Annotated in this window: 18 protein-coding genes, 1 other RNA gene and 1 pseudogene; 12 read left to right on the top strand and 8 right to left on the bottom strand. The window is 60.4% G+C overall.

Annotated elements, in window-relative coordinates:
- Nucleotides 1-395: 395 nt before the first annotated feature.
- The 5 genes from CO583_RS05610 to CO583_RS05630 all read right to left on the bottom strand — a co-directional run bounded on the left by CO583_RS05610 (nt 396) and on the right by CO583_RS05630 (nt 2694).
- Nucleotides 396-1211 carry a TIGR00282 family metallophosphoesterase gene (locus tag CO583_RS05610; RefSeq protein WP_043557959.1) on the bottom strand — a complete coding sequence of 272 codons (816 nt, stop codon included), beginning with the start codon at nt 1209-1211 and terminating at the stop codon, nt 396-398.
- 10 nt (nt 1212-1221) lie between these two features.
- Nucleotides 1222-1791 carry a 5-formyltetrahydrofolate cyclo-ligase gene (locus tag CO583_RS05615; protein WP_248630582.1) on the bottom strand — a complete coding sequence of 190 codons (570 nt, stop codon included), beginning with the start codon at nt 1789-1791 and terminating at the stop codon, nt 1222-1224.
- Nucleotides 1792-1805: 14 nt separating this feature from the next.
- A non-coding RNA gene (gene ssrS, locus CO583_RS05620) (6S RNA) lies at nt 1806-1965 on the bottom strand.
- 97 nt (nt 1966-2062) lie between these two features.
- Nucleotides 2063-2455 carry a cell division protein ZapA gene (locus tag CO583_RS05625; RefSeq protein WP_081563301.1) on the bottom strand — a complete coding sequence of 131 codons (393 nt, stop codon included), beginning with the start codon at nt 2453-2455 and terminating at the stop codon, nt 2063-2065.
- Nucleotides 2456-2460: 5 nt separating this feature from the next.
- Complete coding sequence (locus tag CO583_RS05630) at nt 2461-2694, bottom strand: hypothetical protein (protein ID WP_103765175.1); 234 nt, start codon at nt 2692-2694, stop codon at nt 2461-2463.
- 128 nt (nt 2695-2822) lie between these two features.
- Here CO583_RS05630 and CO583_RS05635 point away from each other — a divergent pair, with 128 nt between their 5' ends.
- Both CO583_RS05635 and CO583_RS05640 read left to right on the top strand, forming a co-directional pair.
- A complete protein-coding gene (locus CO583_RS05635; RefSeq protein ID WP_248630583.1) occupies nt 2823-3254 on the top strand; it encodes a hypothetical protein in 432 nt (143 codons plus the stop codon).
- A complete protein-coding gene (locus CO583_RS05640) occupies nt 3241-3819 on the top strand; it encodes a thiamine phosphate synthase (protein WP_086431218.1) in 579 nt (192 codons plus the stop codon). Before CO583_RS05635 ends, CO583_RS05640 begins: the two co-directional genes overlap by 14 nt.
- Before the next feature lie 10 nt (nt 3820-3829).
- Here CO583_RS05640 and CO583_RS05645 read toward each other — a convergent pair whose 3' ends face one another.
- Genes CO583_RS05645 through epmA form a run of 3 tightly spaced genes read right to left on the bottom strand, consistent with a single transcriptional unit; the run spans nt 3830 to nt 5999 of the window.
- Complete coding sequence (locus CO583_RS05645) at nt 3830-4531, bottom strand: hypothetical protein (RefSeq protein WP_249103243.1); 702 nt, start codon at nt 4529-4531, stop codon at nt 3830-3832.
- Nucleotides 4532-4536: 5 nt separating this feature from the next.
- A complete protein-coding gene (locus CO583_RS05650) occupies nt 4537-4941 on the bottom strand; it encodes a hypothetical protein (protein WP_249103245.1) in 405 nt (134 codons plus the stop codon).
- Nucleotides 4942-4997: 56 nt separating this feature from the next.
- Complete coding sequence (gene epmA, locus CO583_RS05655) at nt 4998-5999, bottom strand: EF-P lysine aminoacylase EpmA (protein ID WP_043557946.1); 1002 nt, start codon at nt 5997-5999, stop codon at nt 4998-5000.
- 121 nt (nt 6000-6120) lie between these two features.
- On the opposite strand from epmA, the gene CO583_RS05660 reads away from it, so the two are divergent.
- From CO583_RS05660 to CO583_RS05705, 10 genes and pseudogenes are all read left to right on the top strand, one after another.
- A complete protein-coding gene (locus CO583_RS05660; RefSeq protein ID WP_086431221.1) occupies nt 6121-7185 on the top strand; it encodes a lysine-2,3-aminomutase-like protein in 1065 nt (354 codons plus the stop codon).
- A gap of 146 nt (nt 7186-7331) precedes the next feature.
- The gene (efp, locus tag CO583_RS05665; protein WP_043557943.1) at nt 7332-7898 is read left to right on the top strand and encodes an elongation factor P; all 567 of its coding nucleotides are present in this window, start codon (nt 7332-7334) and stop codon (nt 7896-7898) included.
- A 2-nt stretch (nt 7899-7900) separates the two neighbouring features.
- The gene (locus tag CO583_RS05670; protein WP_249103247.1) at nt 7901-8728 is read left to right on the top strand and encodes an inositol monophosphatase family protein; all 828 of its coding nucleotides are present in this window, start codon (nt 7901-7903) and stop codon (nt 8726-8728) included.
- A gap of 97 nt (nt 8729-8825) precedes the next feature.
- Nucleotides 8826-9551: an OmpA family protein gene (locus CO583_RS05675; RefSeq protein ID WP_248630585.1), complete on the top strand. Its 726-nt coding sequence runs from the start codon at nt 8826-8828 to the stop codon at nt 9549-9551.
- A complete protein-coding gene (locus CO583_RS05680; protein ID WP_248630586.1) occupies nt 9548-11101 on the top strand; it encodes a MotA/TolQ/ExbB proton channel family protein in 1554 nt (517 codons plus the stop codon). The genes CO583_RS05675 and CO583_RS05680 overlap by 4 nt, the downstream gene beginning before the upstream one ends.
- 2 nt (nt 11102-11103) lie before the next feature.
- Nucleotides 11104-12072 (top strand): peptidoglycan -binding protein, encoded by a 969-nt coding sequence (locus CO583_RS05685; protein WP_043557940.1) that lies wholly within the window; start codon nt 11104-11106, stop codon nt 12070-12072.
- A 78-nt stretch (nt 12073-12150) separates the two neighbouring features.
- Nucleotides 12151-13953, top strand: a complete 1803-nt coding sequence (gene lepA, locus CO583_RS05690; protein WP_043557939.1) for a translation elongation factor 4 — start codon at nt 12151-12153, stop codon at nt 13951-13953.
- A 3-nt stretch (nt 13954-13956) separates the two neighbouring features.
- On the top strand, nt 13957-15348 hold the full coding sequence (locus CO583_RS05695) for a glycosyltransferase family 2 protein (RefSeq protein ID WP_248630587.1): 1392 nt from the start codon (nt 13957-13959) through the stop codon (nt 15346-15348).
- A gap of 14 nt (nt 15349-15362) precedes the next feature.
- The gene (locus CO583_RS05700; RefSeq protein WP_248630588.1) at nt 15363-16709 is read left to right on the top strand and encodes an NCS2 family permease; all 1347 of its coding nucleotides are present in this window, start codon (nt 15363-15365) and stop codon (nt 16707-16709) included.
- Nucleotides 16710-16896: 187 nt separating this feature from the next.
- Nucleotides 16897-17142 (top strand): annotated as a pseudogene (locus CO583_RS05705) (exodeoxyribonuclease VII small subunit); the annotation flags it as partial.
- Between the last annotated feature and the right edge of the window lie 33 nt (nt 17143-17175).

The following is a 17175-nucleotide window of genomic DNA, read 5'->3' on the forward strand; positions in this document are numbered from 1 at the left end:
AGCGTTCGCTCTGAGCCAGGATCAAACTCTCAGGTTCAATCCAGACCAACAGAATAAAACATCCAGCTCAATTCAACGCATCAAACTTAAAGTCAGATACATCAGCTTCCGTCTTCCATCAGCCTTCACTAACGAAAACGCCGCCAACATATCCCTTCCAGTCTCTACTTTATAACCCATATTCTCTTGTCAATGACCACCCCAGCCGCCCCCAGAACTTCCGCTCCAGCGCCGCCGGTGAATGGGCTTATACGCAGATCCCCCCAACCGCACAACCCCATCACACCAAAAAAATCAAAAAAACTTCAAAAAAAGCTACACCCCCAAAAACAGCAGAGGGAATGGACCCTGCGATCCACTCCCTCTGACGACCCAAACAATAGGATCATCCAACCTCAGAAATTTGGCATGGAAGGTAACAAATCTCCCCCCTGCCGGAACGGACAGACCCTGATGGCAAGGCCCGTCGCATCATCTGTCTCCACCATCAGGCCAGAGACAGTGGCCTTTCCACTCGCAGGCTGGAACCGTTCCGTCGGCACCTTCTTGAGCATCTTGCGAATGGCGTTCTCTTTTTCCATGCCAATCACACTATCATAGTCGCCACACATGCCTGCATCCGTCTGATAGGCAGTCCCGCCTCTCAGAATACGGTGATCGGCCGTTGGTACGTGCGTATGCGTCCCGACCACGAGAGAGACCCTTCCATCATAAAGATGGCCGAATCCCATCTTTTCACTGGTTGTTTCTGCATGGACATCCAGAATGGCCGCATGGACGGTTCCCCCGAGACGATGCCGGGAGAGAATCGCCTCCACCGCCCGGAATGGATCATCCAGCGCATCCATGAAAACACGTCCCATCACATTGATGACCAGAACCTTCCGTCCACAGGGCAAGGTGACGACACAGCTCCCATGCCCCGGGGTTCCTTCAGGATAATTGGCCGGGCGGACAACAGCTGGAAGCTGGTCAAGCTGACCGATGAGGTCTTTGCGATCCCAGGCATGATTGCCCAGCGTGATCGCATCCACGCCACCATCAAGCAGATCCCGCGCGATCTGGGGAGACAGGCCGAATCCATGAGAGGCATTCTCTGCATTCGCCACAACCACATCCAGCGACAGCTCTTCCCGCCAGCCTTTCAGCCCACCAAGAACAGCCTCACGCCCTGACCGGCCAACAATGTCTCCCAGAAATAGCAGTCTCAATGTCTATCCTTCATTCTTTACTGATATGAATGACCTCACGCTCCGTCACGATGACTGGCAATCGATGGTCATGTTCATCCATGGGCAGGGCCTCCCTTTCCTGCGAAGACAGACCATACCCCACAAGAGCAGCCTGTGAGTGGAGCGGCAATGTCCTGTCATAATAGCCCCCCCCATAACCAAGCCGCCCTCCCTGTCTGTCGAACGCCAGAAGGGGGACCAGAATGACATCCGGCGCCCACCGCCTACCTGTAGGGTGCTGCGTCCCGAAACGACCTTTCCGCATCGGCCGGTCATGCCGCCACTCCCGAAAGACGAGTGGCTGACCCCTGGGGGGAGTTTCCGGCAGAACCACACGATATCCCGCCCAACCAAGCTGCCGACACAACGGACGCAGGTCCGCCTCTCCAGGAAGGGGCCAGGTAGCAGCAATGACAGCTGGTTGCATCCGACGGAGATAGGCCAGAAGATTGGAAACAAGCTGGCGGTTCTGCCGGGGCAGGACAGAACGGCGACGGGCCAGGACTTCCTGACGGATCATCGCCTTGGTCTGATCGGAAGGAAGGGAAAGCAATGCCATGGAATCCATCACCTGGTGAAGCCGCCTTGGCCGTTGGTCTCATCAGCCCTCCCGGACCTGCTAGGGCAGGTGGGCACCGGTAATAACGTGACCACAGCCACGACAGAGCCAGTTCCCTTGGAAGTGCTTATCGGCCCAGAGGTTGATCTTGCCTGACGCACCAGGCAGCTCCGCCTCTCATATTGCACCCCTGCCCGGCGATAGACAAGCACTGGAGCCATGCTTTCTGCGGATTACAGCCACAGACAGAACCGATAGCCTCTACAGAATCTCATTCACCGGCCGCCGCCTCACCCGCAGCCGCTGCACTACCAGAAGGCCGAAGACCTTCTTCCACCCTGCTGAGCAGACTGGCCGCAATATCGGCAGCATCAGCCAGACGCCCTGCCGTCTGCTTGTAGGAGGCTTCGATCTGGCGGCTACGCTCTACCAGACTGCGCTCCTCATCCGTCATCTGCTTCTTTCGAGCCTCGTAAAGATCATCCGCCATGAGAAGCGATACCAGAAACATGGCCTCGCCATCACCACGCGGCCCCAATGTTCTGCGTACTTCCTCAAGACGCTGCGAAATGGAGGCGGCAAGCGCCTTCAGATGGTCTTCCTCACCATCCTGACAGCCAACCGTGTAGCTGAGGCCACCGACCGAAAGCGTTACCTGCGCCATGACCCTTATCTTTCCTCTTCTTCTGTTTCAGGAGACGCAGCAGCCCCGAGCGCCCCGGCATCCATCTCGAGAATTGTCCGCAGGCGGGCCTCAAGAGCATCGATCCTGTCCAGCAGGGCCTGCCTCATTTCCTTCTGTTCCGTACGCTCGGCTTCGGCCTGGATTTCCTGCTGCTCCAGAGCAAAACCAAGCTGGACAAGGGCAATTTCCAACCGTTCAAGATCCGGATTTTTCTGCATGACACTCAACTGCCTGTTCTCCTGCACTGACACCCCCACCTTCATGGCCTATGATGCACGTCTGCCATGGCAGGATTCCCCTGCACTCCCAACATGACCATCCAGCTGATTTCCCAGATGAAGCCAGAATGACCGATCTTTACAGTGCGTCAAGCACCTTTCCACCCTTTCCACGCCCCTTCATCACCATTTCCACCCGCCCTGCCCTCCTGAAGGCTCATCAACATTTCGCCACACGGCCCTTCACCATCCTCTCGCCCCTCCATGCCGGGGCAAGCCTGGGCGTAGACTGGTGGCTCCACCTCACCAGAGGAGCTGAAGCCCCTTCCATTCTTGATTGCGGTGCCAGCGCCTCACTGGCCATCAGCGCCCTGCATGAAGGGATTGACGGAGTCGTTTGCCGCGATTTCCGTGCTGGACTCCCCGACGACATGAAACATCGCCTTTTCTCCAGCCGCCCAGAAGATGACGTCATGCTGGACCTGCCTCTCTTCCAGGAGACGAAATGCTGGTCAACCAGCCAACAATCTGTCACATCTGACCCTCATGAATCACTGTGACCTCTACCCTGTCATCCCCTCACTTCCCGCCCTGACACAGCTTCAGGCGCAGCTTCCTCCCCTGCTGGCGCAAGAGGCCGTCACGGCTCTGCGGCTCTGCTTCGACAGGCCACCAGAGCGGAAACAGCTGGATGCCGTTCGTCAGATGGCCTGGGAAAGAGATGTCGCCCTGATTCTGGCTCCCGCCAACCTTGATCTGCTCCATGGTCTCTCCCTCAAGGAGAGCGATGGCGTCCATCTTTCCAGCCCGAAAGATGTCAAAACCTTTGCCGGACGCAGAGACAGACCGGAAGCGTTCCAGATCGGCTGCCATTGCCTGACACTGGATGACGCCATGCTGGCCGGGGAACAGGGAGCCGATTATGTCAGCCTGCCCGCCATCGGGCTGACAGCCCTGAAGCAGTGGAGCCTGTTTGCGGAACTGCCTGTCGTGGCCGAGCATGTCTGCACCACGGAAGAAGCCTTGGCGGCCACCCAGGCCGGAGCGGACTTTCTGGCCATCACGCTGGACCCGGCAGAGAATGGCCTGGACCGTTTCACGGCCATAAGTGCAGCCATCCCCTGACGAAACCCTGTTACTGGTAGGGAAGAATTGAATCCACCATATACAGAACCCCGTTGGACTGCGGATAGCCATCACCGGCCAATGTCACGGTGCCATCTTTGCCGATGACCTCCACATTCCCGAAGGCCGTGGGCTTCAGGATCACGTCATAGCCGGGGCCGGCCAATGTCCGCACCTGTATGCTCCCGCCCCTCTTCGCCGCCTTGCGCCGGATTGTCGGCATGTCCCAGTGCCCCACAAGAATCATCTGGCCAATGAAGCCCGTCAGATAACCATGCCCCGTTGCCCTCATGAGGTCCGGCCTGACCTCATGCTTGAAGGCTTCAAACGGCCCATTGGGAACAGCCAGCACGGTATGATCCTTCTCTCCCTCAAGAACGGACCAGTATCCCGCCCTTATGACGGCAGCTTCAAAATCGGCCAGCTCAATGGCACTGGCCAGATTGTCGCTCAACGGCCTGTCCTCAAAAGAGAAAGCAGGCGGCATGTGGTACCGGACCTGCGGATTGGGAGGCGCATCCGGTGCGGCAGGCCGGTATGTCGCCTGAATGCTTTTCGCCTCGGGCAAGGCCTCCGCATGGGTTGAGCCATGTACGTCAACAGGATCCTGCCGGACCACCCGATGGCCAGAACAACCCGCCAGAACGGCAAGAACCATACAGGACAGACCCAGCCTCACGGACAGAGCCTGTCCTCCAAAAGAGCTACGCATCAGGCTCAACATCCTCCCCCATACAGCTTCCATCCCACAACCTTGTCTCCCACAACCTCAAATGTCGTCTGACAGGTAGCGCTGTAATAGCTCGGGGGAATGTTGATGCCCCCCCAGCCGCCACCATAGCCGTACCCGTATCCACCGCCCCAGCCCCAATCCCAGCTGGAATAGCCCGGCGAAACCTGCGTCTGTGTCTCGATATAAGAGAGGAAATTGTGCCCCTGTACATCGTAGGTACGGGCCGGAACCCCAAACCGCCGCAGCAGTTCAACGGTTGACTGACCAACCATGGAATCCAGAACCTTTGGCCGCTGAAGGGCCGGGACCGTACACCCGCCCAGCAGCATGACAGCCCCAAGGACCAGCCATACCCGGCGCTTTCCCGCACCATTCACATCTCGTTCCATATCCCTCCCCCTGTTCCGCACGCCTGCACCCTGAAAACAGAAAATTCCGCTCCGCCTCAGCTTAACCAAAGAATCTCCTCAAGACGAGGGGCACCCGTTGCCAGCATCACGAGCCTGTCGAAGCCCAGTGCAATGCCAGAAGTCGGCGGCATGTCGGCCAATGCCTCAAGAAAAGCTTCATCCAGCGGCCAGTCCTGCTCTGGTGTGATCTGCATCCGCCGTGCCCGGTCCGTTTCAAAACGCTGGCGCTGCTCCTGCGGGTCCGTCAACTCCTCGAAGGCATTGGCCAGCTCCAGCCCGGCAGCATATAGCTCGAAACGCAGGGCCACCCGAGGATCAGCCGGATCACGCTTTGCCAGAGCCGCCTGTTCGGCAGGCCAGTGAGTCAGAAAAGTCGGTCGCTCCCGCCCTATATGCGGCTCGATCCTTTCCAGAAGCAGGCGGAAGAACAGGTCCTCCCAGCTTTCTCCCTCCCGCAGCACCACCCCGGCCTCACGGGCCAGACGGTCGGCATCCCCGGCACTAGCCAGCAGGTCCACCCCGACATGGCGGGCAAAAGCCTCCTGCATCGTCAGGCGTTCAAAAGGCCGGTCCAGCTCCAGCATGACATCCCCATGAGAGAGACGGGGCGGCAGGACACGACGCAGCAGGTCCTCCGTCTCATCCATGAGAGACGACAGCCCGGCACCGGGACGATACCATTCCAGCATGGTGAATTCCGGCATGTGGGTCGCACTCCGCTCCCCGTTGCGCCAGACACGGGCCAGCTGGAACAGGGGCTGCCCCGTGGCCGCCACCAGACGCTTCATGGCAAATTCAGGACTGGTATGGAGGTAACGGACCTCGTCCGTGCCATCAGGACGTTCCAGAACCGTGCGGAAACAGCGCAGATGCACCTCTTCCCCCGGGGCAGGAACGGCATAGGGTGTCTCGACCTCCAGATATCCCCTGCCCTCAAAGAAGGCCCGCACGGCCTGCACCATCCGGGCACGCCGGCGCAGCAGGGGCAGGCGCTCCTGTATCCGGGCTGTCGTCTGTGTTGCGCTGGAACTCTCCATGACCGTTTCCTTCCACCCTCATCCGGCGATGCCGTCCCCTCCCTATAGGCCAGAGGCCCCGCACGGCACCATAGGCAGAGTTTTCTTGCAGGACGACGCGGCCTTTCGCTAGAGCAACTTCATGCACGATACCGCCTCATCCTCCCCGTCAGGCAGAACCCTCCGCAGCACACAATCGCTTCTCGAGGCGAAGCTCATCACGCCGGAACAGGCCCCGGCACTGGAGGAGGTGGCCAGGCATTATGCCACGGCCATTCCCCCCGCCTTCCAGCGGCTCATCACCAGCCCGGATGACCCGATCGCCCGGCAGGTCATTCCCGATGCCCGGGAGCTGCGGACCATGCCCCATGAAAGCGAAGACCCGATCGGTGATGAGGCCCTCTCCCCCGTTCCCGGCATCGTGCATCGCTATGAAGACAGGGCCCTGCTCAAGCCCCTGCTGGTCTGCCCGCTCTACTGCCGCTTCTGCTTCCGGCGGGAGCATGTAGGGCCCGATGGCGGCCTGCTGGGGGAAGAGGCTCTGGAAACCGCCTTCCACTGGATAGAGGCACATCCGCAGATACGGGAAATCATCCTGACCGGGGGCGACCCGCTGATGCTCTCCCCCCGCCGGATGCAACACATCATCCAGCGCCTGTCCTCCATCAGTCACATCGACATCATCCGCATCCACAGCCGTGTACCTGTCGCCGCCCCGGAACGCCTGACCACGGCGCTTCTCGACGCCATGGAGACTGACCGTGCCCTCTGGATGGTTGCCCACATCAACCATGCCCGGGAGCTGACGGACGAGGCCCGTGTGGCTGTCCGGCAGATGCTGGGCCGGGGTATCCCCGTCCTGTCCCAGTCCGTCCTGCTGCGGGGCGTGAATGACACGACGGAATCGCTGGAGGCCCTCCTCCGTGCCCTGATCGCCGCCCGCATCAAGCCCTACTACCTGCATCACCTCGATTCCGCCCCCGGCACGGCGCATTTCCATGTGCCGGTGGAGGAAGGCCGTGCCCTGCTGGAAAGCCTGCGGGGCCGGGTCTCCGGGCTGGTCTGGCCGACCTATGTCGTGGACATACCGGGCGGGAAAGGCAAGGTTCCACTCGGGCCGGATTATCTCGTCTCCACCCCGGCCGATGAAAGCTCCGGCTCCTCGCAGGCACGGGGACCGGATGGAAAGCCTTACCCTTTTACCTAGAGTGTACAGAGGGAGCTTGCGCCCGCCCCACCGACGCGGCTAGAAGTCTCCCTGAAGTTCATCAGAGAGTTTCCGCTTCTGCCCTGCCTGCATGGCCAGAAGCCTTGAGCAATACCCGATCTTTTGCATGTACATCAGGAGCTGACATGAAACAGCAAGCCAACCTCATCCGGGCCGGGCAGGTCATCGAACATAACGGCCGCCGCTGGACCGTCCTCAAGCAGCAGATTCTGACCCCCGGCAAGGGCGGTGCCTTCATCCAGGTGGAGATGCGCGACCTCGCCAGCGGCAACAAGAGCAACGAGCGGTGGCGTACGGCCGATACCGTCGAGCGTCTCGTCACAGAGGACAACGACTACATCTATTCCTACATGGATGGCGACAACATCGTCCTCATGGACCCCGAGACGTTCGAGCAGACCATGCTGCCGAAGGACATCCTTGGCGATCAGCTCCCCTTCCTTCAGGACAACATGACCATCAGCGTCAAGCTGGTCGAGGGCGACCCGGTGGCCGTCACCCTGCCGCCGCAGGTCACGCTGGAGATTGCCGAGGCCGACCCGGTCGTCAAGGGCCAGACGGCCAGCTCCTCCTACAAGCCTGCCGTGCTCTCCAACGGCGTGAAGGTGATGGTGCCTCCTTTCATCGAGGCCGGTGAGCGCATTGTCGTCCGCACGGAAGACGCCACCTACGTCGAGCGTGCCAAGGACTGATCATGCGTCTTTCTCCCCATATGGCTGTCATGCAGAACACCGCGCAGAAAGCGGCGCGGTCTCTCCTGCGTGACTTTGCCGAGGTCGAGCAGCTCCAGGTCAGCATCAAGGGTCCGGGAGACTTCGTCTCCCAGGCCGACATGCGGGCCGAGAAGACCATCCGTGAAGAACTGGCCCGTGCCCGTCCCGGCTATGCCTTCCTTATGGAAGAGAGCGGGGCCTCTGGCGGTGACAACTGGACATGGCGCTGGATTGTCGACCCGCTGGACGGCACCTCCAACTTCCTCCACGGCATTCCGCACTGGGCCATTTCCATCGCCCTCCAGCGTCGTCATCCGAATGGGGAGGTCGAGCTGGTGGCCGCCGTCGTTTACAACCCGGCCTCTCATGAGATGTTCTGGGCCGAGAAAGGCATTGGTGCCTTCCTCAATGACCGGCGCATCCGTGTCTCTGCCCGGCGCAAGCTTTCGGAAGCCATGTTTGCCACGGGGATTCCTTTCGCCAAGGTACCGGCCCAGTACCGCATGCCTTTTGGCCGCGTGCTGAGCAGCCTGATGCCCAAGGTCGCTGGCATCCGCCGCTGCGGCGCTGCCGCCCTGGACCTCGCCTGGCTGGCTGCCGGCCGCTATGAAGGTTACTGGGAGCTGGGCCTGAAGCCGTGGGACTGTGCCGCAGGGCTGCTGATTGTCCGGGAGGCCGGTGGCCATGCCACGGATGTTGAGGGCAACGACCTCGGTACCCTTGATGATGATGTCCATGTCGTCGCTGGCAACCAGCACTTCCATGCCCCCCTGCGTGAACTGGTGCACAACGCCCTCACGCAGGACTGAAACATCATTCCACCATGACCGGGGATGGAGCCGTGTTCTCTGCTATGGTACCGCCATAAAGATTGCAGGATGCGGCTCCTCCGCATAGGATGCAGGCATGAAAAACCGGCTGGCTTCCCTCTTCCCTCTGCTTTGCACGCCTCTCATGGCGGGGCTTCTGTGCGCCCCGGCGGTGCGGGCCCAGGTTTCCACGAATCTGGATGCCCTCCCCGAGGCTGCACCAGCAACCCAGACACCCCGGCAATCCGCCCGGCATGAAAATCGCACGGTGACCCATCCTGCCCCCGTACCGCAGGCCCCGCCCGTACCGCCGGGATATACCCGGGTTCCCAGCATTGCTGCTGAGGCTCCCAAACCGACAGTCATCACCCCACCAGAATTCCCTGTCATCCTGCACCCTGCCGTTCCCGCAGCGGACGTCCAGCCCGACGGAAGCAGCCACAGCCATACCGAGCCGCAGGAGGTGGACGCCCTGCGCATCCTGTTCGACACCGGCAGCACCGGCCTGAACGCCACAACCATCGAGTCCATCCGCCATTATGCGGAGACCATGGCCCCGAAAGCAGACACACGCTTCGTACTCCGCAGTTATGCCACGGTGCCCGGCAGCGACATTTCTGCACCCCGCCGGCTGGCCCTCTCCCGTGCCCTGGCCGTGCGTGGCCTGCTGGTACGGAGCGGCATTGCCACGACACGCATCTATCCCATCGCCCAAGGGCGGCCAGACAGTACCGACACCGCCCCTGCGGACAGGCTGGACATCCTCCCCGAAGCCAACCCCTCTCCTTCAGACAGTCCTGAAAAAGGAAACACGGCACCATGACGCGCCCGACCCGTTATCTCGTCCGTATCGTTGTTTTTCTGCTAATCATCATGGGGCTGGCCTTTGCCCTGCGGGATGTGCTGGTCCATGCCTTCATGGTCAATCCGGGACTGGACGGTGTCATCATCGCCATCCTGCTGCTGGGCATTCTCTGGAACCTCCATCTGACCATCCGGCTCTTTCCTGAAGTCCGCTGGGTCAACATCCTACGCCAGCCACGAGCCGGGCTGAAAGTGCCGGAGCCGCCCCGGCTTCTCTCCCCCATGGCCCGTGTCCTGCGGGCACGGCGGGATGAGAATCCCGGTCTCTCCCTCTCCACCCAGACCACACGGGCCATGCTGGAAAGCCTGGAAGCCCGCATGGATGAAGGCCGGGAGATTTCCCGCTACATCACGCAGCTTCTGGTCTTTCTCGGGCTGCTGGGCACGTTCTATGGGCTGATTCTCACCGTACGTTCCGTGGCAGATGTCATCAGCGCCATGCCTTCCGGCGGGGCGGACATATCCACCATGTTCGAGCACGTCAAAACAGGACTGGTCAAACCGCTCGGTGGCATGTCCACGGCCTTCTCTGCCTCCATGTTCGGTCTGGCGGGGTCGCTCATTCTCGGCTTCCTCGACCTGACATCAGGACAGGCGCAGAACCGTTTTGCCAATGAGATCGAGGAATGGCTGGCTGACCAGACCTTTCTCGAAAACCCGGAAACAGGACCTGATAGCCCCGCAGAAGACAGACTGGCCACCATGGAAGCCTGGCTGCCACGTGTGCAGGACTTCATGCGGCTCACGACGGAAAATGTGGCCCTGCTCCAGCAGAACATCACCATCCTGCGCCGCATCCTGGAGGCGGACGGAGAGGACAACGCCAAGATCATTCTTGGCCTGCGCGCCCTGAACGAAACCATGCACAAGCTCTATGCCGATGGTGCCTTCCACAAGGACCAGTCCGCCATTCTCGGCCAGCTGACCAGCATGAATGAGACCCTCCGCAAGGGAGCTCCAGCGACGCAACATGACACATCCTCCCCATCCCGTGAAAATCAGGGGTCTCTCATTGAGAGACTGACGCGCATCAGCGAGAATCTCCTGCATCATCGTGAAGCAGCCGCTCAGCCTCATGATAAAGTCCTCCGTGAAGGGCAGGCCGCCATCATCGAGAAGCTGGCGGAGATCCGTGAAGCCCTGCCTCATGAACGTGAAACCACATCCCATCAGCATGATGAGGCCATCCGGGCTGGACAGACGCACATCATTGAGAAGCTGACAGAAATCAACGAGACCCTCCGCAGCCATCAGGCACCCCCTGCCGCCCCTGCGCAGGACCTCTCGCAGCTCCAGCAGATCCTTCAGCAGATCGAAGAAGGGAACCAGGCCACACTGCGGACCATGAAGGCCCTGAGCAGCAGCGTCAGCCAGCGTCACTTCGAGGATCCGGCCGTCACCCAGCTGCTTCAGGACATGGAAAGGCAGCTGCTCGGCCTGCGTACCGATATCGTTTCCCTTGCCAGAAGTGAGAAAAGCCCCTTCATCTCCCGGCGTGGGGAGGGCTGACCATGGCCCGCCGCCGTCACCGCTCCGGCTCCATCAATGCCTGGCCGGGCTATGTGGACGCCCTCTCCTCCCTGCTGATGGTGGTCACGTTCGTCCTGCTCGTCTTCGTCCTCGGGCAGGAATTCCTCTCTGCGACCATCACCCAGAGAGAACACGCTCTGGAAAACCTGAAGCAGGAGCTCACCCATCTCAGTGACATGCTCTCCCTCAGTGAGGCAAAGGTCAAAACGCTGAGCAGTGCCGAGCAGGAACAGCGTGCCATGGTCGCCACGCTGAAGAGCCAGCTTGATGAGCGACAGCATCAGCTGGACGACATGCAGACCCACTCAAAAGAGGTCGAAAGCGCCCAGCTTGGCAGCATTGCCGATCTCTCATCGCAGATCACCGAGCTGACCCGCCAGCTCCAGGCCGTCTCCAGTGCCCTGGAGATTGAAAAGAAGAACGAGGTGGACAAGGATGCCCGCATCGCCGAGCTGGGGCAGAAGCTCAACATCGCCCTCGCTGACAAGGTCAACCAGCTTCAGCGTTACCGTTCCGAGTTCTTTGGCAGACTGAGGGACATTCTCAAAAATCAGCCGGGAATCTCCATTGTGGGCGACCGCTTTGTCTTCCAGTCCGAGATTCTCTTCCCCAGTGGCAGCGCAACTCTCACCCCGACAGGCCAGAAACAGCTCCTCACCCTGGCCCGTACGTTCCGTGAGGTGGCGGCCACCATTCCGTCTGATGTCCCATGGATTCTCCGTGTTGATGGCCATGCGGACCGCAAGCCGATCCGCTCCACTTTCCCAAGCAACTGGGAGCTGTCATCCGCCCGTGCCATTACGGTCGTCAAAACACTGATCACCAATGGGGTGGACCCGCATCACATTGCTGCCACGGCATTCTCCGGCTATCAGCCACTGGACAATGGCTCAAGCCCGGAAGCTCTGGCCCGCAACCGACGGATCGAGTTCCGCCTGACAGACCGCTAGCCCCCTTCACCCGTGGCGGGGGTCTCCCCGCCACCACACATGCTGACAGAACTTTCAGAATCACCTAATTAGGGCGTCATGACCGACACACCGCTTCACCTCATCCGCAATTTTTCCATCATCGCCCATATCGACCATGGCAAATCCACCCTGGCCGACCGGCTGATCGAAGCCTGCGGCGCCCTGACTGCCCGTGAAATGAAGGGGCAGGTTCTCGATTCCATGGAGCTGGAGCAGGAGCGGGGCATCACCATCAAGGCCCAGACTGTCCGGCTGACCTATCCCGCCAAGGATGGCAACGTCTATACGCTCAACCTCATGGACACGCCCGGCCATGTGGACTTCGCCTACGAGGTCAGCCGTTCCCTCGCCGCCTGCGAAGGGTCCCTTCTGGTCGTGGATGCCTCACAGGGCGTCGAGGCGCAAACTCTGGCCAACGTCTATCAGGCAATTGACGCCAACCATGAGATCGTCCCCGTTCTCAACAAGATTGACCTCCCGGCTGCTGAGCCGGAACGTGTCCGTGCCCAGATCGAGGAAGTGGTCGGCATCCCGGCAGATGATGCCGTGGAGATCAGTGCCAAGACGGGCCTGAACATCGAAGGCGTGCTGGAAGCCCTCGTCCAGCGCCTGCCTGCCCCCAAGGGTGATGCCGAGGCTCCCCTCCAGGGGCTGCTGGTGGACAGCTGGTACGACAGCTATCTCGGCGTCATCATCCTTGTCCGCATCAAGGAAGGCCGCCTGAAGCGCGGCGACAAGATCCGCATGATGCAGACCGGGGCAACCTATCATGTCGATCAGGTCGGCGTGTTCCTGCCCAAGATGCAGCCAGTCGATTCCCTTGGCCCGGGGGAAATGGGCTACATCAATGCCGCCATCAAGACCGTGGCGGACTGCAATGTCGGTGACACCATCACGCTGGACAACCGCCCGGCGGAAAAGGCCCTGCCCGGCTTCAAGCCCTCCATACCGGTCGTCTGGTGTGGTCTCTTCCCTGTCGATGCCGACGATTTCGACAAGCTGCGCACCAGCCTCGGCAAGCTGCGGCTCAATGACGCCTCCTTCCACTTCGAAGCGGAAACATCGGCTGCCCTCGGCTTCGGGTTCCGCTGCGGGTTCCTCGGGCTGCTGCATCTGGAGATCATCCAGGAACGTCTCTCCCGTGAGTTCAATCTGGACCTCATCGCCACCGCTCCCTCCGTCGTGTACAAGATGCACATGAACAACGGCGAGGTCGAAGAGCTGCACAACCCGGCCGACATGCCGGAGATCAGCAAGATCGACTATATCGAAGAGCCGTGGATCAAGGCCTCCATCCTCGTGCGGGACGAGTATCTGGGGTCCGTCCTCACCCTCTGCACGGAACGTCGTGGCGTCCAGATCGACCTGACCTATGTTGGAGACCGGGCCATGGTCGTGTACCGCCTGCCCCTCAACGAGGTGGTGTTCGACTTCTATGACCGTCTGAAATCCCTCACGCGGGGTTATGCCTCCTTCGAGTATCAGATGGATGGTTACGAGGAGAGCGATCTGGTCCGCATCTCCATCCTCGTCAATCACGAGCCAGTGGATGCCCTGGCTTTCATCGCCCACCGTACCGTGGCCGAGACACGGGGCCGGGCCATCTGCGCCAAGCTGAAAGACCTCATCCCCCGCCAGCTCTTCAAGATCGCCATCCAGGCCTCCATCGGCTCCAAGGTGATCGCCCGTGAGACGCTGGGGGCTCTCTCCAAGGATGTCACGGCCAAATGTTATGGTGGTGACATCTCCCGTAAACGCAAGCTGCTGGAAAAGCAGAAAGAGGGCAAGAAACGCATGCGGCAGTTCGGCAAGGTCGAAATCCCGCAGAGCGCCTTCCTCGCCGCCTTGAAGATGGACTGACCCATGCCCCGGACCGCCGCCCTTCTCTGCGTCCACAATGAAGCCAACAGGCTTGGCTGGTGGATCGCCCACCATATGGCGGCGGGTTTTTCGGCCCTGCTCATCTGTGACGACCATTCCACCGATGGTACGCAGGACATCCTGATCCAGGCAGCCCGCAACTACGACATCCGCCTGCTGACAACGGACCGCCAGGAAACAGACAGCCTGCACCGCCATCAGGATGCCCTGCTGACCATGCTCCAGCAGGAGGGCGACCATTTCGACTGGATCATCCAGCTGGCCGTGGATGAATATTTCACGCCTGATGGCGGCTCCGTGAAGGCGTTCCTGACCGGGATGGAGGCAGAACTGGGGGCAGAGACCTTCCAGAAAACCAGTCATCTCCCTGTCAACTGGTGCCTGACCGGCCTTGGCCAATGGGCCCACAAAACCCTTGATGGGCAGATGCCCCATCCACGGGCCCTCTTTCAGACCCACGCCGACAGCAATTTCCCGGACAGCCGGGTCACACGGTCTTTTTTCCGTCCTTCCAGCAGACAGGGCCTGCCAGACCCGTTTGCCCATATCCATGCAGCGCCGGACTGGTCCGCTGCCCGCATCCTGCATGATGCTGCCACCAGCAGCCACACACCGCAGATGCGCCGCCACTTCGACCGCAGCGAACAGTTCTACGACAAAGGGCAGGCTCTCCTGCCCCAGACGCTGGATATCAGCGCCCATCTCCTTCAGGGCCTGATCCTCGGTGCCTGTTACGCCATACAGAATGGACAGGCCCCTACCTCCTCCACCGGGGCACCTCCCCCCGAGACCGCCTGCCGCTTCAACCGGTTCCATCTGCACCGCGACGGACAGCGGCTTGCCCTGAACAGGGACAGCCGCATGACAGGCTTCCACCCCCTTGAGGAACTCCGGGACAGTCCCACGCTGATACCGCTCTGCCTCATCAAGCCGGAAAACCCCGTACCGGGAATGGAAAATCGGGCATGGCTGTATGCAGAACGTCCGTCTGGCCTCCCATACCTGCCCGCAGCAGCCCCTGCCTCCACCTGTTTCCCGACCCTGCTGGACTGCCTGCCCCTCCATCTCCAACAGGATGACGGAGCTGTCAGGCTCTCGCTCCGCCCGACGGCGCTGGCTTTTCCCGATGACGCCCCCGTAACCCTCGTCCCCGCAGAGATCTCCTCATTCTCCAGGCTGGACCCCGTGGAAAACGCTCTCCAGCACTTTACACTCCATGGTTTTTCAGCCGCTGGACTCCATGAAGCCATACGGCAGGGCCGGTGGCTCTCACCATCCGTCATCGGGGCTCTCTATGCCCAGCTGCCAGAGCAGGAGGCCCGTACACTCTTTACCCCCCTGCTCTACCGGCTCTTCCACGACTGGCCCCGCTAGACATCCCCTCTTTCATGAAACATGACGCCGTGATCCGCTCTTCCCTTGACCATTTCTTCCAGATCACCCGGCGTCACTCAACAATCCCCCGTGAAATCAGTGCCGGACTGACCATTTTTGGCTCCATGGCCTATATCATGGCCGTCAATCCGGCTGTTCTGGCAGGTGCCGGACTGGCCCGCCATGACATGATCATGACCACCATCGCCGGTGCCGTAGCCGGAACACTGCTCATGGCCCTATGGGCACGGCTGCCCATAGCCCTGGCCCCCGCCATGAGCAGCAATGTCCTGTTTGCCCAGGTGGTCGTTCAGCAGGCCCATGTCTCACCCTCCACGGCCTTCACGGTCGTCCTCTTCAGCGGGATGTGTTTCACGCTCCTCTCGCTCACACGGCTTCGCCTGAAAATCATACAGAGCTTTCCACCCTGCATCATACTGGGCATCCAGACAGCCATTGGCGCTTTCATCGCCCGGATCGGTCTCATCTCCGCCGGAATCGCCGTCCCATCCGCAGGCGGGCTTGGTTTTGCCTCCCTCTCGCACCCGGCCGTGATCCTTGCCCTGGCTGGGGTGATGTTCTGCCTGCTGCTCCAGCTTCTCCGTATTCCCGCAGGGCTGCTTGTCACCATCATGGTCCTGACCCTTGCCGGCCTTGTCGTCCCCGGCCCTGATGGGCAGCCCCTGACCCAGCTTCCCGGCCACCTGATTGACTGGCCCCATTATCCGGTCAACATGCTTGCGCCCTTCGACTTCCATGAATTCTTTCAGCATCTCGGGCTGCTGCTGCCCATCACGCTCTATATCCTGCTCAGCGATTTCTTCGATGCCACAGGAACGATGCTGACAGTGACACGACAGGCTGGGCTCTGCGGCACCAGAGAACAACCCGACCTGCCTCCCCGCGCCTTTGCAGCGGACGGAGCAGCCAGCATCATCGGGGCCCTGCTTGGAACCTGTACCGTTTCCGCCTATCTGGAAAGCCTGACAGGCGCCGAAGCCGGTGGCCGTACAGGCCTCAGCGCCCTTGTGGTCGCCCTGCTGTTTGCCCTCTCCTGTTTCTTCTGGCCCCTGATAACAGCCATCCCCGCTCTGGCAACGGCCCCTGTACTGGTCTTTGTCGGAATCATCATGCTCAGCAACCTGACCGAACTGCCCGACAATCTGGAAGAGTCCTTCCCACCCCTCTGCATGGTTCTGCTGACGGTCGTTACGGGCAGTTTCATGCTGGCCCTTGCCTGCGGAATGCTGCTCTACACGGCCATGCTACTCATCAAACGGGCATTTCACAAAGTTACACCTGTCATAATTTGTCTTGATATAACTTTTCTCTGTTACATGATTCTGCAGGGGCGGTTTTAATGAAACTGTAAGACAAAAGCCCTGATGTTCCTCGATAAAAAACGTTAAAACAGGGTTGCCACTCTCCCGGAAAAACATCACGGCGCTCCGTGATGTTCCCCGACGGGCAGGATGAGGGCTGGAAAAAATCTCTCCATCCCTGTAATGCCCTGTAAGTTTCATGATCTGAACCCCGGCTGGATAGTTCATGCCCGACCCTACGACGACACAGACAACACCGCTGCACCAGCTTTCTTTTGAAAACGCCTTGGCCGAACTTGAGCAGATCGTCCGCGGGCTGGAAAGCGGCCAGATGAAGCTGGAAGACGCAATCTCCGCTTATGAACGCGGTGCTGCCCTGCGCCGCCATTGTGAGGAAAAGCTGGGAGAGGCAGAAATGCGTGTGAAGGCCATCGTCCAGAAGGCTGATGGCTCCCTGTCGGAAGAACCTCTGGAGAAGGCAGAACAGCCTGCCCCACGCAGAAGG

The organism is Parasaccharibacter sp. TMW2.1882 (genome assembly GCF_023337635.1).
GTDB classification, from domain to species: Bacteria; Pseudomonadota; Alphaproteobacteria; order Acetobacterales; family Acetobacteraceae; genus Bombella; species Bombella apis.

Bases quoted from the DNA above. Each gene is read 5' to 3' on its own strand.
- CO583_RS05615 (WP_248630582.1), bottom strand. From the start codon at position 1,791: ATGGCATTGCTTTCCCTTCCTTCCGATCAGACCAAGGCGATGATCCGT.
- CO583_RS05625 (WP_081563301.1), bottom strand. From the start codon at position 2,455: ATGGCGCAGGTAACGCTTTCGGTCGGTGGCCTCAGCTACACGGTTGGC.
- CO583_RS05630 (WP_103765175.1), bottom strand. From the start codon at position 2,694: ATGCAGAAAAATCCGGATCTTGAACGGTTGGAAATTGCCCTTGTCCAG.
- CO583_RS05635 (WP_248630583.1), top strand. From the start codon at position 2,823: ATGACCGATCTTTACAGTGCGTCAAGCACCTTTCCACCCTTTCCACGC.
- CO583_RS05640 (WP_086431218.1), top strand. From the start codon at position 3,241: ATGAATCACTGTGACCTCTACCCTGTCATCCCCTCACTTCCCGCCCTG.
- CO583_RS05645 (WP_249103243.1), bottom strand. From the start codon at position 4,531: ATGCGTAGCTCTTTTGGAGGACAGGCTCTGTCCGTGAGGCTGGGTCTG.
- CO583_RS05650 (WP_249103245.1), bottom strand. From the start codon at position 4,941: ATGGAACGAGATGTGAATGGTGCGGGAAAGCGCCGGGTATGGCTGGTC.
- epmA (WP_043557946.1), bottom strand. From the start codon at position 5,999: ATGGAGAGTTCCAGCGCAACACAGACGACAGCCCGGATACAGGAGCGC.
- CO583_RS05660 (WP_086431221.1), top strand. From the start codon at position 6,121: ATGCACGATACCGCCTCATCCTCCCCGTCAGGCAGAACCCTCCGCAGC.
- efp (WP_043557943.1), top strand. From the start codon at position 7,332: ATGAAACAGCAAGCCAACCTCATCCGGGCCGGGCAGGTCATCGAACAT.
- CO583_RS05670 (WP_249103247.1), top strand. From the start codon at position 7,901: ATGCGTCTTTCTCCCCATATGGCTGTCATGCAGAACACCGCGCAGAAA.
- CO583_RS05675 (WP_248630585.1), top strand. From the start codon at position 8,826: ATGAAAAACCGGCTGGCTTCCCTCTTCCCTCTGCTTTGCACGCCTCTC.
- CO583_RS05680 (WP_248630586.1), top strand. From the start codon at position 9,548: ATGACGCGCCCGACCCGTTATCTCGTCCGTATCGTTGTTTTTCTGCTA.
- CO583_RS05685 (WP_043557940.1), top strand. From the start codon at position 11,104: ATGGCCCGCCGCCGTCACCGCTCCGGCTCCATCAATGCCTGGCCGGGC.
- lepA (WP_043557939.1), top strand. From the start codon at position 12,151: ATGACCGACACACCGCTTCACCTCATCCGCAATTTTTCCATCATCGCC.
- CO583_RS05695 (WP_248630587.1), top strand. From the start codon at position 13,957: ATGCCCCGGACCGCCGCCCTTCTCTGCGTCCACAATGAAGCCAACAGG.
- CO583_RS05700 (WP_248630588.1), top strand. From the start codon at position 15,363: ATGAAACATGACGCCGTGATCCGCTCTTCCCTTGACCATTTCTTCCAG.